At 65.9% G+C, this 20,461-nt stretch carries 21 protein-coding genes and 1 pseudogene; all 22 read left to right on the top strand.

The genetic code is table 11. From position 1 onward, the window contains the following. Nucleotides 1–62: 62 nt before the first annotated feature. The 22 genes and pseudogenes from AB6B38_RS06945 (at nucleotide 63) to AB6B38_RS06840 (ending at nucleotide 20,429) form a co-directional block, all read left to right on the top strand. A complete protein-coding gene (locus tag AB6B38_RS06945) occupies nucleotides 63–389 on the top strand; it encodes a DUF4258 domain-containing protein (protein ID WP_371395033.1) in 327 nt (108 codons plus the stop codon). Beyond that, a complete protein-coding gene (locus AB6B38_RS06940) occupies nucleotides 389–844 on the top strand; it encodes a helix-turn-helix domain-containing protein (RefSeq protein WP_371395032.1) in 456 nt (151 codons plus the stop codon). Before AB6B38_RS06945 ends, AB6B38_RS06940 begins: the two co-directional genes overlap by 1 nt. 80 nt (nucleotides 845–924) lie before the next feature. Next, the gene (locus AB6B38_RS06935) at nucleotides 925–1,341 is read left to right on the top strand and encodes a phage major tail protein, TP901-1 family (protein ID WP_371395031.1); all 417 of its coding nucleotides are present in this window, start codon (nucleotides 925–927) and stop codon (nucleotides 1,339–1,341) included. 2 nt (nucleotides 1,342–1,343) lie between these two features. Continuing rightward, nucleotides 1,344–1,628, top strand: coding sequence for a GTA-gp10 family protein (locus tag AB6B38_RS06930; protein ID WP_371395029.1), 285 nt, complete (start codon nucleotides 1,344–1,346; stop codon nucleotides 1,626–1,628). Then, complete coding sequence (locus AB6B38_RS06925) at nucleotides 1,625–1,804, top strand: phage tail assembly chaperone (protein ID WP_371395028.1); 180 nt, start codon at nucleotides 1,625–1,627, stop codon at nucleotides 1,802–1,804. Before AB6B38_RS06930 ends, AB6B38_RS06925 begins: the two co-directional genes overlap by 4 nt. Before the next feature lie 26 nt (nucleotides 1,805–1,830). Continuing rightward, nucleotides 1,831–2,331, top strand: a complete 501-nt coding sequence (locus tag AB6B38_RS06920; protein ID WP_371395027.1) for a phage tail tape measure protein — start codon at nucleotides 1,831–1,833, stop codon at nucleotides 2,329–2,331. Continuing rightward, the gene (locus AB6B38_RS06915) at nucleotides 2,328–2,945 is read left to right on the top strand and encodes a TIGR02217 family protein (protein WP_371395026.1); all 618 of its coding nucleotides are present in this window, start codon (nucleotides 2,328–2,330) and stop codon (nucleotides 2,943–2,945) included. Before AB6B38_RS06920 ends, AB6B38_RS06915 begins: the two co-directional genes overlap by 4 nt. A gap of 95 nt (nucleotides 2,946–3,040) precedes the next feature. After that, on the top strand, nucleotides 3,041–3,922 hold the full coding sequence (locus AB6B38_RS06910) for a DUF2163 domain-containing protein (protein ID WP_371395025.1): 882 nt from the start codon (nucleotides 3,041–3,043) through the stop codon (nucleotides 3,920–3,922). Further along, nucleotides 3,919–4,353: an NlpC/P60 family protein gene (locus AB6B38_RS06905; RefSeq protein WP_371395024.1), complete on the top strand. Its 435-nt coding sequence runs from the start codon at nucleotides 3,919–3,921 to the stop codon at nucleotides 4,351–4,353. Before AB6B38_RS06910 ends, AB6B38_RS06905 begins: the two co-directional genes overlap by 4 nt. Nucleotides 4,354–4,380: 27 nt before the next feature. Beyond that, nucleotides 4,381–8,214: a glycoside hydrolase TIM-barrel-like domain-containing protein gene (locus AB6B38_RS06900; RefSeq protein WP_371395023.1), complete on the top strand. Its 3,834-nt coding sequence runs from the start codon at nucleotides 4,381–4,383 to the stop codon at nucleotides 8,212–8,214. Nucleotides 8,215–8,270: 56 nt separating this feature from the next. Continuing rightward, nucleotides 8,271–9,173, top strand: coding sequence for a DnaJ C-terminal domain-containing protein (locus AB6B38_RS06895; RefSeq protein WP_371395022.1), 903 nt, complete (start codon nucleotides 8,271–8,273; stop codon nucleotides 9,171–9,173). A gap of 90 nt (nucleotides 9,174–9,263) precedes the next feature. Further along, nucleotides 9,264–9,590, top strand: a complete 327-nt coding sequence (locus AB6B38_RS06890; protein WP_371395021.1) for a PepSY domain-containing protein — start codon at nucleotides 9,264–9,266, stop codon at nucleotides 9,588–9,590. Between the two features lie 31 nt (nucleotides 9,591–9,621). Continuing rightward, complete coding sequence (locus AB6B38_RS06885) at nucleotides 9,622–10,308, top strand: response regulator transcription factor (RefSeq protein WP_371395020.1); 687 nt, start codon at nucleotides 9,622–9,624, stop codon at nucleotides 10,306–10,308. Continuing rightward, nucleotides 10,305–11,726, top strand: coding sequence for an ATP-binding protein (locus AB6B38_RS06880; RefSeq protein ID WP_371395019.1), 1,422 nt, complete (start codon nucleotides 10,305–10,307; stop codon nucleotides 11,724–11,726). The genes AB6B38_RS06885 and AB6B38_RS06880 overlap by 4 nt, the downstream gene beginning before the upstream one ends. Nucleotides 11,727–11,774: 48 nt before the next feature. Then, nucleotides 11,775–13,112 (top strand): type II toxin-antitoxin system RelE/ParE family toxin, encoded by a 1,338-nt coding sequence (locus AB6B38_RS06875; protein ID WP_371395018.1) that lies wholly within the window; start codon nucleotides 11,775–11,777, stop codon nucleotides 13,110–13,112. Between the two features lie 40 nt (nucleotides 13,113–13,152). Next, nucleotides 13,153–13,803: a DUF938 domain-containing protein gene (locus AB6B38_RS06870; protein ID WP_371395017.1), complete on the top strand. Its 651-nt coding sequence runs from the start codon at nucleotides 13,153–13,155 to the stop codon at nucleotides 13,801–13,803. Further along, entirely contained in the window at nucleotides 13,800–14,756 is a 957-nt protein-coding gene (locus AB6B38_RS06865; protein WP_371395016.1) for a tetratricopeptide repeat protein, read from the top strand. The genes AB6B38_RS06870 and AB6B38_RS06865 overlap by 4 nt, the downstream gene beginning before the upstream one ends. After that, nucleotides 14,753–15,250 (top strand): cytochrome c maturation protein CcmE, encoded by a 498-nt coding sequence (gene ccmE, locus AB6B38_RS06860; protein WP_371395015.1) that lies wholly within the window; start codon nucleotides 14,753–14,755, stop codon nucleotides 15,248–15,250. Before AB6B38_RS06865 ends, ccmE begins: the two co-directional genes overlap by 4 nt. Further along, a complete protein-coding gene (locus tag AB6B38_RS06855; protein WP_371395014.1) occupies nucleotides 15,247–17,175 on the top strand; it encodes a heme lyase CcmF/NrfE family subunit in 1,929 nt (642 codons plus the stop codon). The genes ccmE and AB6B38_RS06855 overlap by 4 nt, the downstream gene beginning before the upstream one ends. Then, nucleotides 17,172–17,543 carry a cytochrome c-type biogenesis protein gene (locus tag AB6B38_RS06850; RefSeq protein WP_371395013.1) on the top strand — a complete coding sequence of 124 codons (372 nt, stop codon included), beginning with the start codon at nucleotides 17,172–17,174 and terminating at the stop codon, nucleotides 17,541–17,543. Before AB6B38_RS06855 ends, AB6B38_RS06850 begins: the two co-directional genes overlap by 4 nt. A 55-nt stretch (nucleotides 17,544–17,598) precedes the next feature. Further along, nucleotides 17,599–18,809 (top strand): annotated as a pseudogene (locus AB6B38_RS06845) (alpha/beta fold hydrolase). 138 nt (nucleotides 18,810–18,947) lie between these two features. Next, nucleotides 18,948–20,429, top strand: a complete 1,482-nt coding sequence (locus AB6B38_RS06840) for a Do family serine endopeptidase (RefSeq protein WP_371395012.1) — start codon at nucleotides 18,948–18,950, stop codon at nucleotides 20,427–20,429. Nucleotides 20,430–20,461 lie beyond the last annotated feature (32 nt).

Below are 20,461 nucleotides of genomic sequence, written 5' to 3'. Positions count from 1 at the left end.
TTGGCACACATATATCACGGTGATAGGTGGTGTGCAGGAAAGTTGGCCCTGAAGGGAACTGGATGGCAGCCGCACCTGGAGAGTGGAGTCCGGCAGATGCGACCAAGCGTATCAATGCGTGCGCGAAAGACCGGCTGCTGGATCTGAGCTTGACGGTGCATGCGGAGCAAAGGCTGACAGAACGCGATCTTCTCACAGCCGATCTGCTGCACGTTCTCAAGACCGGGTTCGTTTACGAGAAGCCTGAACCTTCGACGCAAGATGGCTATTTCAAGTACTGCATCGAAGGCAAAAGCCCCAATAGCGGCAACCGGCTGCTTCGTGCAGTCGTTGTCCCTGACGGGCGCACCGAGTTGAAGGTGCTGACAATCATGTGGAGAGATGAGTAATGGTGAGGAGCACAGATTATCACTACACGGCCTGCGGCCTTGATAATGTGATCCTGAAAGATCTTCCGGTGGTGCAGGATGACGGTGGCGAGAAGGTCATCACGATCCCGAAGATCAACCTTCTCCATCACCTGCTGGTCAACGAGGTGGCGGCCAAACATGGACGGCTGAACGCGAAGGAAATCCGCTTCCTGCGTGCCGAGCTGGGCATGTCTCAAGGCCAGCTGGCCGAGCTGGTGGGCCGCGATGCGCAGTCGGTTGGCCGCTGGGAGCGCGGCGAGTCCGAGCCGGAGCAGGCGCTGGAAATGATCATCCGCATGAAGGCACTCGAATATGTGAACGGGGACACTCCGTCTGTTGATCAGGTGGCTGAGTGGACCAAGGACAGCACGGTTCAGCCCGCCATCCTCATCGACGCGCACGACCCGAATAATTACCGGCCCATAGCCGCGTAAAGCGCCCTCCACCACCTGATCAAAGCCGCCTCCGGGCGGCTTTTTTCTTGCCTGATTTTCAACCAAAAAAGGAGACGCCCATGACTGCCCAGGCAGGACGGGACATGCTCATCAAGCTCGGCAATGGCGCGAGCCCGGAGAGCTTTGCCAGCGTGGCGGGCCTGCGCGCGAAAGCGCTTTCGCTCAATGCCCGCACAATCGACGCCACCCATGCAGACAGCCCCGGCCAGTGGCGCGAGCTGATCGCCGGGGCGGGTGTGAAAACGGCTGCCGTCACCGGCACCGGCATCTTCCTCTCCGGCGAGGGCGATAATGCCATCAGGCAGGCCTTCTTCGCGGGCGCGACGCCGAACTTCCAGCTGGTGATGCCGGGCTTCGGGATCATTGAAGGCCCGTTTGCCATCAGCGCGCTGGAATATGCCGGTCGCCATGATGGCGAGGCGACCTTCTCCATCTCGCTTGGCTCTGCCGGCGCGCTCAGCTTCGAGGCGCTGTGACCATGGCCAATCCGCAGCGCGGTGAAGTCGTGCTGGAGGCGGGCGGGGAGCGCCATGTGCTCTGCCTGACGCTGGGGGCGCTCGCCGAGATCGAGGCGCTGACCGGCGCAGGCGATATGAGCGAAATCGGACCCAAGCTCACCTCTTTGAGCGCCAGCGGCATGCTGGACCTGCTCTCCATCCTCCTGCGGGCGGGCGGCAGCGCGGCAGATGCCCGCGCGCTTGCTATCACGCCCGCTGAAGCGGCAAGGGCCATCGCCCGAACCTTCGAGGCGGCGGCGCAATGAACGCGCACTGGGCGGCGTGTTTGAGCTTTGCGGTTCTGCGCCTTGGCCTGACGCCCCGTGCCTTCTGGGCGCTGTCGCTTGCCGAATGGCGGGCGTTGACCCGGCCCGTCACGGGCGTTTCGGACCTGCCCGATCCGGCGGCCTTGCGGGCGCTGGCCGCGCGCTTTCCAGACTGAATTTCAACCCATGAAAGGCATGTGCCATGCCCGATACTGACCGCTTTGATGCGGGCGCTCTTACCAGCGCCGCGCGCGAGGCCGAGGAGGCTGCCCTGTCGGTCTCGCGCGCGTTTGAACGCACCGGCGATGATATTGCCCGCGCCATGGAGCGCGCGGCGCGCTCCGGCTCGCTGTCCATCCACACCATGGTGGAGGAGGCGCTGCAATCGCTGGCGCGCCTGGCGCTGGACCGGTTCATCATCAATCCGCTGGGCCAGATGCTGGGTCAGCAGATCGCAGGGATTGCCGGCCAGCGCGCCGAAGGCGGTCCGGTGCTGGCGGGCCAGAGCTATCTGGTGGGCGAGCGCGGGCCGGAAGTATTCACGCCCATGGCCAATGGCGCAGTCACGCAGACCGGGGCGGCGCCTGTCATCAACATCTCCATTCAGGCGAGCGGCGATACGCTTGTCGCCGTGCGCCGCAGCGAAGGCCAGATTGCCGCGAGCCTTGCGCGCGCGGTCCGCGCCGGGAGTGAGCGGCTATGAGCGCGTTCCACGATATCCTCTTCCCTTTGAGCGTCGGGCTGGGCGCGCGCGGCGGGCCGGAGCGCTTCACCGAGATTGTCGAGCTCGCCAGCGGCCATGAGGAACGCAACAGCCCCTGGGCGCATTCGCGCCGCCGCTGGGATGCGGGGCCGGGGGTTCGCTCGGCGGATGATCTGGCGTTGCTGACGGCGTTTTTCGAGGCGCGGCGCGGGCGGCTGCATGCCTTTCGCTTTCGCGATCCGGCCGACCATGCCTCCTGCCTGCCGTCTGCGCAGGTGAGTGCCGTGGATCAGCTATTGGGGCTGGGCGACGGCACGCGAACCCGTTTCCCGCTTCTCAAACGCTATGGCGAGGGGCAGGGCGCCTATCCGCGCCCGATTGCCCTGCCCGTCGCGGGCAGTGTGCTGGTGGCGGTCAATGGCGAGGCGGCGGGCTTCACGCTCGACGACGCAGAGATCGTGCTGGCCGAACCGGCACCTGATGGCGCCAGCGTCAGCGCGGGTTTCCGCTTTGATGTACCCGTGCGCTTTGACACGGACAGGCTGGAAATCGCGCTGGATGCGTTCCGCTCCGGGGCGGTCTTCAGCGTGCCACTGGTTGAGGTGCGGACTTGATACCCCTTATTTCGTTTTCCCGACGAAAGTCGGGATCCAGAAAAACGCTGAGCACCGGCTTTCGCCGGTGAAACGCGTAAACGAAAGCTCTCCCCATGCTCTCCCTTCCTCCTGCCATGCAGGCCGCGCTGGATAGCGGCGTGACGCAGCTGGCCTGGTGCTGGCTGATTACGCGCCGCGATGGCACGCAGCTCGGCTTTACCGACCATGATGGCGTGCTGGAAATTGACGGTGTGGCGTGCGAACCCGGCAGCGGGCTCATCCCCGGCGATATCCGCTCTGACACTGGCAGTCCGGCGCGCGGCGCGGCGTTCGGGGCGGTCAGTTCAGACCGGATCAGCGCCGCCGACATCGCCAAAGGGCTGTATGATGCGGCGCGCGTGGAGGTCTGGCGGGTGGACTGGGCAGCGCCGGAAACCCGCGTGCGTGTCTTCACCGGCGAGATTGGCGAGATACGCCGCTCCGGCGCCGGGTTCGAGGTCGAGCTGGCGGGGCTTTCTGCGCGTCTGAACCGGCGCATTGGCCGCGTGTTTTCAAAGACTTGCGATGCGGAGCTGGGCGATGCGCGCTGCGACGTGGATGTGTCTGTTCCTGCCTTTACCGGCGAAGGCAGCGTTGTGGAGTTGGCCAGCGCGCGGAGCTTCGCGGCAGAGGGACTTGCAGGCTTCACGCCCGGCTGGTTCGCCCATGGCAGGCTGGTCTGGCTGACCGGCGCCAATGCCGGCGCCACGGCGCGTGTCGAAACCCACGCGCTGCGCGGCGGCGCGGTGCAGATCGCTCTGGCTGGCGCGCCCGCCTTCCCGTTGGCGGCAGGCGATACATTCCAGATCATAGCCGGGTGCGATGGCAGGGCGGAGACCTGCCGGGCGAAGTTTGCCAATTTTGCCCGCTTCCGGGGATGTCCGCATATTCCCGGCAATGATGTGCTGATCCGCCATGCCGGGTCTGAACCCCTGCGTGATGGAGGCCGCCGGTGACGGCCCAGCGCGCCGCGATCATCGCGGAGGCACGTAAGTGGATCGGCACATCCTACCGCCATCAGGCCAGCTGCAAGGGCGCTGGCACGGACTGTCTGGGCCTGGTGCGCGGTGTCTGGCGGGCGTGTGTTGGCCCGGAGCCTGAAACCCTGCCCGCCTACAGCCCGGACTGGGCGGAGCGGTCAGGCGAAGACACGCTACTGGCGGCGCTGAACCGGCATTTTGCCCCTCGTGACATCGATGCGCGCCAGCCGGGCGACGTATTGCTCTTCCGCATTCGCGCGGGCGGGCCGTCACGCCATTGCGCCATCCTCTCTACACCCGAGACCATCATTCACGCCTGGCAGGGGCGGGCAGTGGCCGAAACGCCGCTGGACGGCTTCTGGATGAGGCGCATCAGCGCCGTGGCCGCCTTTCCCATCCCTGACTGATTTTTCTCCCGAACAAGGACATCTCCCATGGCCCAGATGGCCTTTGCCGCTGGCGCGCGCCTTGCCGCCGGTGCCTTGCGCACGCTTGCCGCCCAGGGCGTGGCGCGCCTGTTTTCCGCTGGCGGGCGCGAGCCTGCGCGCCCTGAGGGGCTGGATATCCAGACCTCTACCGAGGGCAGTCCTGTGCCGCGTGTCTATGGCCGGATGCGCCTTGCCGGTCAGGTGGTCTGGGCGTCGCGCTTTCGTGAGACTCGCGTGAAGGAGCAGCGTCCGGGCAAGGGCACGGGCGGCTCCACAAGCAGCTATGCCTATTCGGTCAGCTTTGCCGTCGCCCTGTGTGAGGGGCCGATTGCGGGTGTGGGCCGGGTCTGGGCCAATGGCGCGCCGCTGGATACGGGCCGCATCACCATGCGCGTGCATGCCGGCACTGAAGGCCAGCTGCCCGACCCGCTGATCGCGATGATCGAGGGGGCAGACGCCGCGCCCGCATACAAGGGCCTTGCCTATGTGGTGTTCGAGGATCTGCCGCTGGACGATTTTGGCCTGCGCATTCCCCAGTTGAGCTTCGAGGTGCTGGGCGGCGGTGATGCACCCGAATCCGGTTCGCTGGAAAGCCTCATCGAAGGCGTGTGCCTGATCCCGGCATCGGGCGAGTTCGCCTATGCGAGCCAGCCGGTCATGCGCGAGATCGCAGACGGACGCGATGCGCCGGAAAACGTTCATATCCTGCGCGCCGATACCAATATCGAGGCCGCGCTGGACGATCTGGCCATGCGCCTGCCCGAATGCCGCTCGGTGGCGCTGGTCACCGCCTGGATCGGTACCGATCTGCGCTGCGGGGAGTGCGAGATTCGTCCCGGTATCGAGTCCTTTCACAAGATCACCCGGCCCCATGCCTGGCAGGCTGGCGGTGTGAACCGTCCCAATGCGCACCTGATCAGCGGCGGGCCGGAAAAGCCGGTCTATGGCGGCACGCCCTCTGACCGCAGCGTCATTCAGGCAATCCAGCTTCTCAAAAGCCGTGGCTACAAGGTCGTCCTCTACCCCTTCATCCTGATGGATGTGCCGCAAGGCAACGCGCTGCCAGACCCCTATGGCGGGGCCGAGCAGGCGGTCTTTCCGTGGCGCGGACGCATTACCTGCCACCCCGCACCCGGCCAGCCGGGCAGCGTTGATGCCAGCTCCGCTGCCGCCGCGCAGGTTGCGAGCTTTTTCGGTAGCGCCAGCGCATCCCATTTCAGCACGGCATCCGGACAGGTGAGTTATTCCGGCCCGAATGAATGGCGGTTTTCCCGCTTCATCCTGCACCACGCGGCCCTGGCTGCGGCGGCGGGTGGGGTGGATGCCTTCCTCATCGGTTCGGAGATGCGCGGGCTGACAACTATCCGCTCCGCATCCGGCTTCTATCCGGCGACCGCACACCTTAAAACGCTGGCCGGAGAGGTGCGCGCACTGCTGGGGGCAGGGTGCAAGCTCTCCTACGCGGCGGACTGGTCGGAATACTGGGGTCATGCGCCGGGCGGGGGCGAACGCCGCTTCCATCTCGATCCGCTCTGGGCGGATGCCAATATCGATTTTATTGGCCTCGACTGGTACATCCCGCTGGCTGACTGGCGCGACGGCGCAACCCATCTGGACGCGCTTGCCGGTTTCTCCTCTACCCACGACCCGGATTATCTGACCGGCCAGGTCGAAGGCGGGGAGGGGTTTGACTGGTATTACGCCAGCCCCGCTGACCGCGAAGCGCAAACTCGCACCCCCATCACGGATGGTCAGGGCGAGCCATGGATCTGGCGCTACAAGGATTTGCGCAGCTGGTGGAGCGAGGCCCATCACGAGCGCAACGCATCCGGCACGCGCCTGTCCCAGCCGACGGCGTGGATTCCCCGCTCCAAACCCTTCGCCTTCATCGAATATGGCTGCCCGGCGGTCGACAAGGGCGCAAACCAGCCCAATGTCTTCATCGATCCGAAAAGCTCGGAGAGCTTCGCGCCATACTTCTCGCGCGGCACACGCGATGACGTGATCCAGCGGCGCTATATGGAGGCGCTGATGGGCTATTGGCAGGGTGCCAATAATCCCGTCTCGCCACTCTATGGCGGGCTGATGATAGACCTCTCGCTCGGTCATGCCTGGACCTGGGATGCGCGGCCCTTCCCGGAGTTTCCTGCCCTCTCCGCCGTCTGGGATGACGGCGCGAACTGGCAGCTCGGCCACTGGCTGACCGGGCGTGCCGGGCAGGCGAGCCTTGCCCGCATCGTGCAGGACGTTGCCGCGCGCGCCGGTCTGGAGAGCGTGGATACAACCCGGCTCGACGGCCTCGTCGCCGGGCTGGTGATTGATGGCGGGGAGCGGGCGCGCGATGTGCTCGCCCGGCTCGGCGCGCTCTATGGCTTTGACATGGTAGACCGCGCTGACGGCGTGACCGCGTGGCCGCGTTCGGCGCTGGCCGTCACAAGCCTTGATGCCAGCCATTGCGTGCGCGCTGGCAATGCGCCGCCGCTGGTCGTTACCCACGAAGCGGCGGCAGGGCGGGTGCGCGAGGTGCGCATTGCCCATATCACCGATGATGACGCCTACAGCCCGGCCATGGCGTCGGCGCGTGGGCTCGATGCAGCGGTAGAAGGCGTGGCCGAATTTGGCCTGCGTATCCTTGCTGATACCGGTCAGGCGCAAGGCTGGGCGCAAGGTTTGCTGCGCAGTGATGAGGCGGGCGCGCTGGGCGTTGATCTGATGCTGCCGCCATCCCTGATGGCGGTGGAGGCTGGCGATACGCTCATCCTGTCTGGTGAAACCGGCATGGACGCGCCGTTGATGGTGGCAAGCCTTGAAGGGGTTGCCGCCCGTCAGGCCGCTCTGGTCCCTGCCAGCGGGCGTGACCCTGTTCTCGCCGGGACGCAGCCTTCATCGCGAGAGCCGGATCAGGCCCCGCCATCGCGGCCCGTTCTGGTGGCTTTAGACCTGCCTGTCCTGCCCGGTGAAGCCTCCGAGAGGGGCGGGCTGTGGGTGGCGGCCTTTGCTGCGCCCTGGCCCGGCCCGCTGACGCTCCATGCCGGGCCGGATGTGTCGTCTGTGGTGCCGGTGCTCGAACTGGAGCAGCCTGCGAGCCTTGGCCATCTGGCCGCCGATCTGCCCGCCGGATTTGAGGGCCGGTGGGACCGGGCAAGTGTGCTCGACATCACCCTGTTCGATGGTGCGCTGGAAAGCGTGGCCCCTCTATCGGCGCTGTCGGGTGTCAATCAGCTGGCGGTGGAAGGTCCGGACGGGTGGGAAATCATCCAGTTTGCGAGCGCAGAGCTGATCGCGCCGTCACAATGGAGATTGCGTGACCTCATACGCGGCCTTGGCGGCAGCGCCGTTAGCGGCGCGCCGTCCGGTGCGCGCGTGGTGGTGCTGGATGGAGCGGGCGCGGTGCTGCCCCTTGATGCCAATGCGCTGGGTGCGCCGCTTACGCTGATTGCCGTGCCGCCGGGGCGCAGCCTTGACGATGTATCCGCCCGGCAGGTGGAAGCCCTCTATGACGGCGTGGAATACCGCCCGCTCTCGCCAGTGCATCTGAAGGCCGTCTGGCAGGGCGATGACCTCGCCTTGAGCTGGATACGCCGCACCCGCCTTGAGGGCGATGCCTGGGGTATTGGCGAGGTGGGGCTGGGCGAGGCTGAAGAGCTCTACGGGGTCGAAGTGCGTGACAGCGCTGATGCGCTGCTGTGGACGGGCGAAAGCACGCTGCCGTCAATCCTCGTACCGGCTGCAACGGCTCTGGAACTGCCCGCTGGTGCTTACTGGCAGGTGGCACAGATGTCAGCGCGGACCGGGCCGGGGCGCCCGGCGCAAGGCGCACTGCCTGCCCCCTTGTCCTGAGCCCTGCAGCACGCCACATCGCCAAGCGGTCAAAGCGCTGCTATCCCATCTGCACCATGATGAACCCGTATGCGATTCTGGGCGTTTCGGAACGTGCCCCGGCGGACGAGATCCGCAAGGCTTACCGAAAGCTGGCCAAAGAGCTGCACCCTGATGCGCGCCCCGGCGACAAGGCAGCCGAGGAACGCTTCAAGCAGGTGACGCAAGCCTTCAAGCTCTTGTCCGATCCTGAACAGCGTGCGCGCTTCGACCGGGGCGAGGTGGACGGGCAGGGCCAGGAACGCCCGCACTTCCATTACCGCTCGCGCCCCGGTGGCGGTCCCGGCCAGCGCGGGCCGCAAGGGCGGTTTGAGGATCTGGGCGACATCTTTGCTGATCTGTTCGCCGCCCAGAATGCCGGGGCGCAGCGCCGCCGCCCGGCTGCCGAAAAGGGCGCTGATCTGCGCACACAAGTGCGCATCACCCTGCCTGAAGCGGTGCTGGGCACGAAAAAACGCCTGTCGCTGCCCGGCGGACGGGCGCTGGATGTGACCATCCCGGCGGGCGTCAATGACGGGCAGGTGCTGCGCCTGAAAGGGCAGGGCCATGGCTCGCTATCGGGTGGACCACCCGGCGCGCTGCTGGTCGAGATAAAAGTCGCCCCCCATCCCCATTTTCGCCGTGAGGGGGATGATATCCGCCTTGATCTTCCCATATCGCTGAAAGAGGCGGTGCTGGGCGGGCAGGTGCGCGCGCCCACGCTGGATGGCGATGTGGAGGTGCGTATCCCCTCCGGTACCAGTTCAGGCTCTGTCCTGCGCCTGAAAGGACGCGGCGCGCCCAAAAGCGGCGGCCAGCGCGGCGATCAGCTTATCCGGCTGATGATCGATCTGCCGTCAGGCGACCCCGCGCTGGAAGAATTTGCAGAAAGCTGGCGCCCGCCGACGGGATATGATCCCAGGCGGCGTTTAAAAAGCTAATGTATGCGTGCTTGGCCCGTCGCCTGCATGTCTGCAGAATGACACGGTCGTTCAGATAAGGTTCAGCGCTCCGGTGCGAAACATGTCGGCATGATGAAACGCTACGCCCTTCTCCTGATCTGCCTGACCGCCCTGGTGGCGGCAGATGCGCGTGCCACCGAGGTGGCCGCTGAAGCGCAGGCGTTTGACCCGCGTTCACGCTATTCCGCAGACGAGGCCCGCAGCCAGAGCCAGTCCGGCAATGTCGTGCCGGCCCGCGTCGCGGTGGACAATGTGCGCCGCCGCTATCCGGGCGCGCAGGTGCTTGATGTGGAACTGGTTCGCTCCGGCTCGCCTTTTTACATCGTGAAGATACTCACCCAGGAGGGCCGCCGGATCGACGTGCGCGTTGATGCCGCCAGTGGCCGGGTGATGTGATGCCAGTACTTTTCTCAACGGAGTGTGTCTGATGCGCGCCCTGATAGTTGAAGACGATCCCGATCTGCGCCGCCAGCTCAAAGACGTGCTGGACCATTCCGGCTATGCCGTGGATGAGGCAGGCGATGGCGAGGAGGGCTGGTTCATGGGCGATACCGAACCCTATGACGCCGTTGTGCTCGATCTTGGCCTGCCGCGCCTTGATGGTGTGAGCGTGCTGGAACGCTGGCGCTCGGCTGGGCGCGACTTTCCGGTGCTGATCCTGACCGCCCGCGACCGCTGGAGCGAAAAGGTGGCCGGGTTTGATGCGGGCGCGGACGATTATCTGACCAAGCCCTTCCACCCGGAAGAATTGCTGGCGCGCCTGCGTGCCCTGACCCGGCGCGCAGCTGGCCACGCGACATCCACCATCGAGATGGGCGATCTGTCGGTGGATACGCGCGGCGCGCGGGTGTTTGTCGGCGATCAGCTGGTCAAGCTGACCTCGCACGAGTTCCGCATCCTCTCCTACATGATCCACCATCGTGAGCGGGTGATCTCGCGCACCGAGCTGGTCGAGCACATTTACGATCAGGATTTCGACCGTGATTCCAATACGATCGAGGTGTTTGTCGGCCGTCTGCGCAAGAAGATCGGAACCGAGCGCATCGAGACGGTGCGCGGGCTGGGCTACCGGCTGGTGGCGCCCGGCGCAGATACGCGGGCCAAGGCGGGGTGAGCGCTGACAGCAGTGACACGCTGATCGAACGCGGGTCGCTGCTCAGGCGGCTGAGCCTTCTTGCGCTCAGCTGGGGACTGATCCTGCTGACGGTTGGCGCTGTGTCGCTGACGGCGGTGTTCCGCCAGACGGTGCTGACCGATCTCGATAACCGGCAGGCCAATATCGCCGAATTTCTGCTGATCCAGCTGGAGGCGACACCCGATGGCGGTGTGGTGCTGACGCGCGATCTGCTTGATCCGCGCTTCGGCCAGGTGTTTTCCGGCCGCTACTGGCAGGTAAGCCACGCCAATGCGCCTGCCGGTGCGGACCCTATTGAGCGCTCCCGCTCTCTCTGGGATGAAACCATCGTTCTATCCGACAGATTGCGTAGCGCCGCTATTGCGGCGAGCGGACAGGCCGTGGCCGGCAATGCCGACGGGCCGGACGGTGAGCCCTTGCGCCTGTCGGTACGGGCGGTTGTCCTGCCCGGACTGGATGGGCCGGTCATCATTATCGCTGCCGAAGACAGGCGCCCGTCCGACCGGCGGGTCTGGACATTCGGCCTCGTTGCAGCCGGCCTGCTTGCCGGGTTTGCCATTCTGCTGGCGGTCGGCGTGGTGGTGCAGGTGCGCGTCGGCCTGTCGCCAGTGCTCAAACTGCGGCGCGCCGTGGCCCGCGTGCGCGATGGCGAAACGCACAGGATTTCAGGTCAGTACCCGTCCGAAATGATGCCGCTGGCCAATGAACTCAACGCGCTTATCGATCATTCCAGAGAGGTGGTCGAGCGCGCGCGCACCCATGTCGGCAATCTCGCCCACGCCCTGAAAACGCCGATCACCGTGCTCTCCAACGAGGCGCGCGGCGATGACACCCGGCTGGGCGACCTTGTCCGCCGCCAGACCGATGCGATGACCGGGCAGGTGGAGCACCATTTGCGGCGCGCCAGAGCCGCCGCCAACGCCAAGGCCATTGGCGCGCGCACACCGGTGGGCGAGGTGATCGAGGATCTGGGGCGCACCCTGCGCCGCATCTATGCCCGCCGGGACATCACGCTGGACTGGACTGTCGAGGGCAATCCGGTGTTCCGGGGCGAACGCCAGGACCTTGAGGACCTTATCGGCAATCTTGTCGACAATGCCTGCAAATGGGCGGCAAGCCGCGTGCAGATAAGTGCCAGCACCGGCGCGGAGGGCGCGGTTCTGCTGAGCGTGGAGGATGACGGGCCGGGGCTGGACCCGCAGGCGCGCGAACAGGTTCTGGGCCGGGGTGTCCGGCTTGACGAGCAGGCCCCCGGCACCGGCTTTGGCCTGGCGATTGTCAGCGATCTGGTGAAAGCCTATGGCGGGGCACTGGCGCTGGAGGTCAGCGCGCTCGGCGGACTGGACGCCAGGCTGGTCCTGCCAGGCGTGATCCGCACAGGGGAAACGCGCCATTAACCGCAAAATGTGACGCTGAAACCCGGATTTACCGTCGCGGCCGCATTTATGACGACGCTCACACCTGCCAAGATTGCCCAGCTACGTGCTCTGATGAGCGCGCTGCCTGCGGCGTTCGCTGCCCGCATTGTCGAGACGGCAAGGACGGGTGACGAGACGATGGGCGAGCTTCTGCATGCGTGCTCACGAAAGCCGGAACTCTATACACGTGAACGGTTTTTCGCGCCGCTCGCCCCTTTGAGCCTTGACCCGGCCCATGCCCGCCCGTCGCTGGCGCACATTCCCCCTGCCATGCTCGCGACCGTCTGGAGCTGGATGGACGAGACGCTCGCGCCGGACATAACCGCAGCGATGACGGAACGCTGTGCAAACCCGCTCATGCCGCTGGACGAAAAGGCAGAAGACTCGCTGCGGGCCGATGCCTCAAAGCGCATCCTGGCCGCGATTGAAGAGCTGCGCGACGATCCGCGTGCGACAAAGCAGCTACGCCACCGGCTTGGGGTCAGTGATTTCCGGGCAGTGCGTGATCTCGCGGCCATTTTGCGGGCCGGGCCTGTCTTGCGCAAAGCGATGGCCGATATTCCCCCCAGTATTGCCGAGCTCGAGGAGGGCCTGTCCCAGACCCTGCGCGACCGCTATGACGCAGCCTGCGCCGCCGACCCTGATGCGGGCGTCTGGTTTCTCTATCTTGTGATGGCGCGCCTTGCGCGGCCCTGGGCGATCCTGCGCGTGTTCGAGAAAATCGCCCGGCGCGACGATGATTTCCTGCTCTCGCGCACGGACGTCTCCACGATCGGTGACGCCCTGCTGGAAGATGCGGCCTATTATGTCAGCGGCTTTGCCGAGATTCCCGCCAGTATTGAGGCCGCCCAGGAGATGGCCACCGCCCTGACCCAGTTTGCCACCGTGACCGTGGGGATGAGCCGCGAAATCGGCATTCGCAAGGATGGGGGCTGGGGACGCCAGATCATGGCACTGCGCCAGCGTGCGTCTGCGCAGATGGAAGCCATTCATGGCGCAGCGCTGGCCCAGCTCGACAAGACCGTCCCCGACCCGCACAAGGCGCTCCCTGCGCGGCTCATACTCTCCGGCGATGCGCTGGAGGCGGCGGCGACGCGGATGGAAGTGTTCTGCACATTTTTGCGGCTGACGCGCGATGATGCCTCGCGCGCGGCGGTGGGCGGGGCTCATGCGGGTGTGCTGGACCGGATGAACCAGCGGCTTGATATGGCGTCCGGAGCGGTGCTGGCGCAGATGCGGGGCAGTCAGGGTGATGATGCCCTGACAGAGCGCGCTGCGGTCATTGCCCGGCTGATGACAGCCATGGGCCAGCAGGAAAGCGCTGCTGTGTTCCTGCGGCGCGCCGCCGCAGCGCGCGCGGCGTGAATGGCTTTATCCCGAACGGCTGGCGGCCTATGTAGACGCCATGACCGGCTCATCTCCCATCGCTCTTGAGAATCGCGGCCAGACCGGCGCGCGCCTGAGTTCTCCGAGTGCAGCGCGCAATCGCGAGGTCATCGCGGCCACGCTGGCGCAGGTTTTGCCGCAAGATGCGGCCGTGCTGGAGATTGCCAGCGGTACCGGCGAGCATGCTCTGGCCTGCCTGTCGGCGCGCGCTGATCTGCGCTGGCAGCCGAGCGACCCCGATCCCGCCTCGCGCGCCAGCATTGATGACTGGGCGAGTGAAGCCGCCGGGCGAATGGCGAGCGCGCTCGATCTGGACACGCAGCATTCAGGCTGGTGGCGGGCCGTGCCGCGTCCGGTGTCTGCGGTGTTCTGCGCCAACATGATCCATATCGCGCCGTGGCAGGCCGCCGAAGGGCTTGCCGAGGGCGGCGCGGCGCTGCTGGACGAGGGCGGTTATCTCATCCTGTACGGGCCGTTTCTCGAAGGCGAGGCGACCGCGCCGTCAAATCTGGCTTTCGATGCCAGCCTGAAATCGCGTGATCCGCGCTGGGGCGTCCGGGCGCTGGATGATGTCGCGGCGCTGATGGCGCGCCATGGCCTTGTTCTGGCGCAGCGCCTGGCCATGCCGGCCAATAATCTCACCCTTGTTTTCCGGAAAGGTGCGCCATGATCGCCCTGACGCTGATTATTGCGGCGCTTGGCGTCGGCGTGGCGATGTGGGTTGCCTCCCCGCTGGCGCGTGGCGCTGCCGGTCCGATGCACCGGCTGGTGGCGTTCGGTGTGATGGCCGTGCTCGCCATAGCGGCGCTGGGTGCCTATCTGGTGGGCGGCCAACCCGGCCTTGAAGGTCAGCCCTATGCGGCTACCGAAGCCCGGCTGGCAGAGTTGCCGCCCGAAGACCTGACCGCAGAGGAGCAGGAGGAACGCCTGCGCGCCATTGTGCGGCGTGAACCGGGCAATCCCGAAGCGCTGGCCATGCTCGGCCGCTTTCTGGCGTTTGACGGACGCCACCTGGAAGCCATTGCCATGCTGGAGCGCTCGGCGCGTGTACGCGAAGATGCGCGGGTGTTCTCCGATCTGGGTCAGGCGCTGGTGAACCTCAATGAAGGCACGGTCACGCCAGAGGCCGAGCGCGCGTTTGCCGCGGCGATGGAGCTGGACGAGACCTTGCCCGAACCCGCCTTCTTCATGGGCGCAGCTGCCTATGATGCGGGTGATCGTGAGGCGGCGCTCGGTCATTGGGCGGGCATCGTAGGCCGCCTGCCGGAAGATGATCCTTTCCGCCAGGCCATCGCGGTGCGCGCCGCTGACCTGCTGTCGCGCCCGGCTGGCGGCCCGCAGATGATGGACCCCGATGCGCTTGACCCCGATGAAAGCCCGGATGCGATGGTGGCACGAATGGTCGCAGGGCTGGAGGCTGGACTTGAAGCTTATCCGGATGATCTAACCCGCTGGATGGTGCTGGCGCGTGTGCGGGCGGTCCGCGAAGACCGTGATGGCGCACGCGCCGCGATTGCCGAGGCCCGCGCCCGCTCTGGCGGGGATGCCGGTACCGGCGCTATTCTCGACGCGCTGGTGCGCGCGGGCGGCCTGGATGCTGAAGCAGAAGGGGAAACCGAGTGATAAAGGCGCGCAAACGTCTATGGGTCGTGCTGGCATCTGCCGGCGTGCTGGTGGCTGCGGGCCTGCTGGCAGGCTTTGCCTTGCGTGATGCGATGACGTTTTTTCATTCGCCTGCCATGGTGGCTGAAGCGCCGCCACTGCCCGGCCAGCGCATCCGCGTGGGCGGTCTGGTGATTGAAGGATCAGTGGAGCGCCCGGCATCGGGCGGCGCCAGCTTTTCCGTGACCGACACCATCGCCGATATCCGCATCAGCTACGCCGGTTCACTGCCTGATCTGTTCCGCGAGGGGCAGGGCATTGTTGCCGAGGGCGCGTTCGCCGAAACCGGCCTGTTTGTCGCCAGCCGGGTGCTGGCCAAGCATGATGAAGCCTATATGCCGCCAGAGGTCGCTTCGGCTCTGGCCAGCGCCGAGGCGCAAGACAGCCTGCCCGGTGCGACAGGGCGCGATGCCTGGACGCTGGGGCAGGCGCGGATCGGGCAAGACCGTACATGATTGCAGAACTTGGCCGTTTTCTGATCGCGCTGGCCCTGATCGTCTCACTGGCGCAGATGGTATTGAGCTGGGTTGGGGCCAGTCAGGGCGGGCGCTCGCCTTATGCCGCTGCCGGGCGCACGGCCAGCCTCGCGGCGCTTCTTTCCTCGGCGTTCGGCTTTGCGCTGCTGATTGTCACCTTCATCCAGTCTGATTTCTCGGTCGCCTATGTTGCCGGGCATTCCCATGTCGACAAGCCGCTTTTCTACAAGATCACGGCGGCCTGGGGCGGGCATGAAGGCTCGATGCTGCTCTGGTGTCTCATTCTGGCGCTGTTTGGCTATGGCCTGACGCGGGTGGGACCGGCCGACCCGGCGCTGCGCGCACGCGCGGTCAGCCTGCAGGGTCTGCTGCAAAGCCTGTTCTTTGCCTTTCTGGTGTTCGCCTCCAACCCGTTTGACCGGCTTGATCCGGCTCCGCTGCAGGGCCGTGACCTAAATCCGATCCTGCAGGACCCCGCGCTCGCCTTTCACCCCCCGCTTCTCTACCTGGGCTATGTCGGCCTGTCGGCGGCATTTGCCATCGCGGCGGCCGGACTGATCCAGAAAACATCCGGGCGCGACATTGCCCGCGCGCTGCGCCCCTGGGCGATTGGCGCGTGGACCAGCCTGACGGCGGGTATCTCGCTGGGGGCCTGGTGGGCCTATTACGAGCTGGGCTGGGGCGGATGGTGGTTCTGGGACCCGGTGGAGAATGCCAGCTTCATGCCGTGGCTGCTGGGGGCCGCTCTGGTTCACTCGGTCATCGCCACCGAAAAGCGCGGAGCTTTCCCCGGCTGGACGGTGTTCCTCGCGCTTCTGGCTTATGTCCTCTCGATCCTTGGCGCGTTTCTGGTCCGCTCCGGCGTCATCACGTCGGTGCATGCCTTCGCGCTCGATCCCGAGCGCGGTGTCTGGATTCTCGGCATGCTGGGCGTGTCGGCTGTCGCGGGCTTTGGCCTTTTTGCACTGCGTGCCGGGCATCTGGGTGAGGGCGAAGGCTTTGAGCCGACCAGCCGCGAAGCCTTCATCGGGGCCAATAACCTGCTTCTTGCGGCGGCTTCGGGCGTGGTGCTGGTCGGCACGCTCTATCCCCTGTTTGTGGAGATGCTGGGCGGTGCGCCGGTCTCTGTCGGTCCGCCCTATTTCGATGCGGCGGCAACGCCTTTGCTGATCCTTGCCCTCCTGCTGGTACCGATTGCACCCTTCCTGCCCTGGGCCAATGGCGGGGCCAGACCGGCCTTGAAGCAGATGCGGGCGGCCTTCCTTCTCCTGCCGGTAGCGCTGGCGGGTATCGCTCTGGTCTGGTTTGGTGCGCCGGTGCTGGCCGTGATTGGCGGGGCGCTGGGCGTATGGGTGATGGCGGGGGCCGCGATGGACGTGTTCAGATCGCTGCCACTGGCACAGACGCGCGTGCTGAAATTTGCCACGGCCGGGCGGGCCATGGCGCATGCCGGGGTGGGCTTCATCGCACTGGGCGCGGCCGCCGATGCCTCGCGTCCGCCGGATGTGAACAGCGCGCTGGGAAGCGGAGAGAGCATCGAGATCGCCGGGCGCACCCTGACGCTTACCGATGTGCGCCGCGCCGATGGTCCCAACTATCTGGCCGACCGCGCCACCCTGTCAGTATCCGGTGGCGGCACGATCAGCCCGGAGCGGCGCTATTACTGGGCCGCGGACCAGCATACGCGTGAGGTGGGGCTCGGCTCATCGCTGCGGGGTGATCTCTATGTCTCCATCGGCGAGGCGCGCCCGCGCGAGGATGGCAGTGCGGCCTACGAAATCCGCGCCGCCTTCCATCCGCTAGTCTGGATGCTGGGCCTTGGCGCGACCCTGATCGTGCTGGGCGGGTTTTCAGCGCTCACCGCGCAAGTCCTCACTCGCCGCCAGCGTACGGTGCAGCCATGATTGCCGCGCTCCTGATGGCTCTGGCCCTGCAGGCTTCGCCTGAGCTGGCACCGGCTGACGAGGCGCGCGCGCAAGGTCTGATGCGCGAGGTGCGCTGCATGGTGTGCGCGGGCGAGTCGGTGCTGGATTCCAGTGCGCCCATGGCGGGCGATATGCGCCGCTTCATCCGCGAGGAGATTGCCGCCGGGCGCGAGGACGAAGCCGTGCGCACCGCGCTGGTGGCGCGGTTCGGCCATGAAGTGCTGATGCGCCCGCCCATGGAGGTGCGCACTCTGCCGCTCTGGCTGGCACCGGTGGTTTTCCTCGCGCTGGGCGGTGCGCTCCTGTTCACCAGCATGCGCCGCAAGGCCGTCAAGGACAGCTTGTAAGCGCCCGCCGCTTGCCGGACACTCCGCGCGTCAACGCAATAACGGGAGCGGCATGATGCGGTCAGAAAAGCTGGAGTTTGAAGGCAGTCAGGGCGCAATGCTGGCGGCCAGGCTCGACAGGCCCAAGGCGCCGCCGCGCGGCTATGCGCTGTTTGCGCATTGCTTTTCCTGCTCCAAGGAGACGCTGGCGGCGACCAGGCTGGCGCGCGAACTGGCCGGACATGGCATTGCGGTCCTGCGCTTTGACTTTACCGGGCTTGGCCATTCCGACGGCGAGTTTGCCAACACCAATTTCTCCTCCAACATCGAAGATCTGCTGCGTGCTGCCGATCATTTGCGCGAGCACTACGAAGCGCCCTCCATTCTGATCGGCCATTCGCTGGGCGGTGCGGCGGTGCTGGTTGCGGCGGCAAAAATCCCCGGAATCAAGGCGGTCGTGACCATCGGCGCACCGGCTGATGCCGCCCATGTCGAAAAGCAGTTCGCCGATGATGTGGACACCATACGCCAGACCGGCGAGGCGCGCGTCCAGCTGGCCGGCCCTTCACCATCCGCAAGCAATTCCTCGATGACATTGCCGGGCAGAACGTGCTGGAGGCGGCCAAAAGCCTGAAAGCAGCCCTGCTGGTCGCGCATGCGCCGCGCGACGAGACGGTGGGCATTGACAATGCCACGCGCCTCTTTGTCGCCGCGAAACACCCCAAGAGCTTCCTGAGCCTTGATGATGGCGACCATCTGCTCAGCGGCGCGGCTCACGCCGCCCATGCGGCCAAGGTCATCGCGGCCTGGGCGGAGCGCTACGCGCTGAACGATCCGCTGCCTGCCGCCCCAGCCTCGCCGCCCGGCCATAACTCCGCCCTTGTGCAGGAGACCGGCAAGGGCGCTTACTTGAGCTGGGCGTCCACGGGCGAAGCGCGCTTTCTGGTAGATGAGCCAGAGGAGCTTGGCGGATTTGATGCGGGTCCGGGCCCCTTCCAGCTTCTCTCAACCGCGCTGGCGGCCTGCACCACCATCACCTTGCGGATGTATACAGACCGGAAGAACTGGGCGCTGGGGCGTATCTCGACCCAGGTGACCCACGCCAGAAGCGATGCTGAAGATGACCGGCCTGCCCGCGACGTCTTCACCCGCGCGATTTCGGTTGAAGGCGGCGTCGATGATGAACAGGCAGCAAAGCTGGTGGAGATTGCCGGCAAATGCCCGGTGCATCGCACGCTGGAGCGCAGTTCGCGTATCGACACCGCCTATGCGGGTGATGAGACCTGACCCCCTTTATCATTACAGCTTCGTCACCATTTGGTAATAGAGCGTAGAGCCTGACCGCGGCATGAACGCGGTCAGGGACGATCTGGCTCCGCCCTTGCAAGCTGAGTCAAACCACACCCAGCCGCCAGAGGATTTCTCATGTTGTCACCGCGCGCCTTCCGTTCGCTTCTGATCCCCGCCCTGCTTGCGGGCAGTGTCTGCCTGATGCCGCCGCAGCTGGCTCCGGGCGCATCGGCCCAGACCGCCAGAAGCGCTGAATCCATGCCGCCGGGTACGCCGATGTCCTTTGCTGACCTGATCGAGCGGGTCAGCCCGGCTGTTGTCTCGATTGAAGCGGCGGGCAGTGTTGACCCGCGCGGCGTGCCGGACCTGTCCGACATTCCGCCGCAGTTTCGCGAATTTTTCGAGCGCTTTGGCGGGCAGGGCGGACCGGCCCAGCCGCGTGAGCGCCGCTCGCAAGGCTCAGGCTTCTTTATCTCCGCTGACGGCCTGCTGGTGACCAATGAGCACGTCATTTCCGGATCCAGCGAGATCACGGTGACGCTGGCCGACGGCTCGGAGTTTCCGGCCGAAATCGTGGGACGTGATGCCGCCACGGATATTGCCCTGCTGCGCGTTGACGGTTCGGGCCGCGAGTTCGCTCATGTCAGCCTCGACCGCACCCCGTCCATCCGTGTGGGTGACTGGGTCGTAGCGGTCGGCAATCCGTTTGGCCTTGGCGGTACGGCAACGGCCGGTATCGTCTCCGCAATTGGCCGCCCCTTGGGCAATACCCAGCTCTACACGAACTTCCTGCAGATCGATGCACCCATCAACCGGGGCAATTCGGGTGGTCCGGCGTTTGATCTCAATGGTAATGTGGTCGGTGTGAACTCGGCGATCTTCTCGCCCACCGGCGGCAATGTCGGTATCGGCTTTGCCATCCCTTCAGATCTGGCGGCATCGGTTGTCGACCAGCTGATGGATGGCGGTGAAGTACGCCGCGGCTATCTGGGTATCGCGCCGCAATCGCTGACCGCAGACCTTGCTGAAAGCCTCGGCCTGCCGCGCGACCGGCGCGGCGTGCTGGTAGCCGAAGTCATCGCCGGAACCCCGGCGGCGGACGCTGGCCTGCAAAATGGCGATGTCATCATCCGCATTGACGATCATACGGTGAACGAACAGCGCGAGCTGTTCCAGCGTATCGGCGCAGTGGCGCCCGGTGAGCGCGTGGAACTGCGCATTATCCGCGATGGCCGGGAGCGCACTATCCGCGTGCGCCTGTCAGAGCGCCCGGATGCCGGTACCGCCTCCACCAGCCCTGAGGTTCAGCCCTCGCGCAATGAGGTGTTCGGCATGAATCTCACTCCGGCTGATGACGCCGCGCGTGAGCGCGTCGGTGCCAGCGGTAATCGTGGTCTTCTGGTGAACAGCGTGCGTTCGGACTCCGAGGCTTCACGCCGCGATATCCGCAATGGTGACGTCATCCTGGAAGCAGGCGGACGTGATGTGCGCACGGTCGACGATCTGCGGGCGGCCGTAGCGGCTGCGCGTGAAAGCAATCGCAACGCCGTACTTGTGCTGGTGGCCCGCCAGCAGGGCGGGGTGCGCTATGTCGCGCTCCGGCTTGATGCCGAATAGGGCGCGTTGAAACCATCGGATCGGGAGCTCCG

The sequence above is a fragment of the Glycocaulis abyssi genome, from assembly GCF_041429775.1.
In the GTDB taxonomy this organism is placed as follows: domain Bacteria; phylum Pseudomonadota; class Alphaproteobacteria; order Caulobacterales; family Maricaulaceae; genus Glycocaulis; species Glycocaulis abyssi.
The sequence above is the reverse complement of the archived record's forward strand: the minus strand, read 5'-3'. Positions and strand labels throughout refer to the sequence as shown.

Coding starts and splice junctions, on each gene's coding strand:
- AB6B38_RS06930 (WP_371395029.1), top strand. CDS start 1,344: ATGGCCAATCCGCAGCGCGGTGAAGTCGTGCTGGAGGCGGGCGGGGAG.
- AB6B38_RS06855 (WP_371395014.1), top strand. CDS start 15,247: ATGATTGCAGAACTTGGCCGTTTTCTGATCGCGCTGGCCCTGATCGTC.
- AB6B38_RS06895 (WP_371395022.1), top strand. CDS start 8,271: ATGATGAACCCGTATGCGATTCTGGGCGTTTCGGAACGTGCCCCGGCG.
- AB6B38_RS06870 (WP_371395017.1), top strand. CDS start 13,153: ATGACCGGCTCATCTCCCATCGCTCTTGAGAATCGCGGCCAGACCGGC.
- AB6B38_RS06945 (WP_371395033.1), top strand. CDS start 63: ATGGCAGCCGCACCTGGAGAGTGGAGTCCGGCAGATGCGACCAAGCGT.
- AB6B38_RS06890 (WP_371395021.1), top strand. CDS start 9,264: ATGATGAAACGCTACGCCCTTCTCCTGATCTGCCTGACCGCCCTGGTG.
- AB6B38_RS06910 (WP_371395025.1), top strand. CDS start 3,041: ATGCTCTCCCTTCCTCCTGCCATGCAGGCCGCGCTGGATAGCGGCGTG.
- AB6B38_RS06875 (WP_371395018.1), top strand. CDS start 11,775: ATGACGACGCTCACACCTGCCAAGATTGCCCAGCTACGTGCTCTGATG.
- AB6B38_RS06940 (WP_371395032.1), top strand. CDS start 389: ATGGTGAGGAGCACAGATTATCACTACACGGCCTGCGGCCTTGATAAT.
- AB6B38_RS06900 (WP_371395023.1), top strand. CDS start 4,381: ATGGCCCAGATGGCCTTTGCCGCTGGCGCGCGCCTTGCCGCCGGTGCC.
- AB6B38_RS06915 (WP_371395026.1), top strand. CDS start 2,328: ATGAGCGCGTTCCACGATATCCTCTTCCCTTTGAGCGTCGGGCTGGGC.
- AB6B38_RS06920 (WP_371395027.1), top strand. CDS start 1,831: ATGCCCGATACTGACCGCTTTGATGCGGGCGCTCTTACCAGCGCCGCG.
- AB6B38_RS06925 (WP_371395028.1), top strand. CDS start 1,625: ATGAACGCGCACTGGGCGGCGTGTTTGAGCTTTGCGGTTCTGCGCCTT.
- AB6B38_RS06840 (WP_371395012.1), top strand. CDS start 18,948: ATGTTGTCACCGCGCGCCTTCCGTTCGCTTCTGATCCCCGCCCTGCTT.
- AB6B38_RS06935 (WP_371395031.1), top strand. CDS start 925: ATGACTGCCCAGGCAGGACGGGACATGCTCATCAAGCTCGGCAATGGC.
- AB6B38_RS06850 (WP_371395013.1), top strand. CDS start 17,172: ATGATTGCCGCGCTCCTGATGGCTCTGGCCCTGCAGGCTTCGCCTGAG.
- AB6B38_RS06885 (WP_371395020.1), top strand. CDS start 9,622: ATGCGCGCCCTGATAGTTGAAGACGATCCCGATCTGCGCCGCCAGCTC.
- AB6B38_RS06865 (WP_371395016.1), top strand. CDS start 13,800: ATGATCGCCCTGACGCTGATTATTGCGGCGCTTGGCGTCGGCGTGGCG.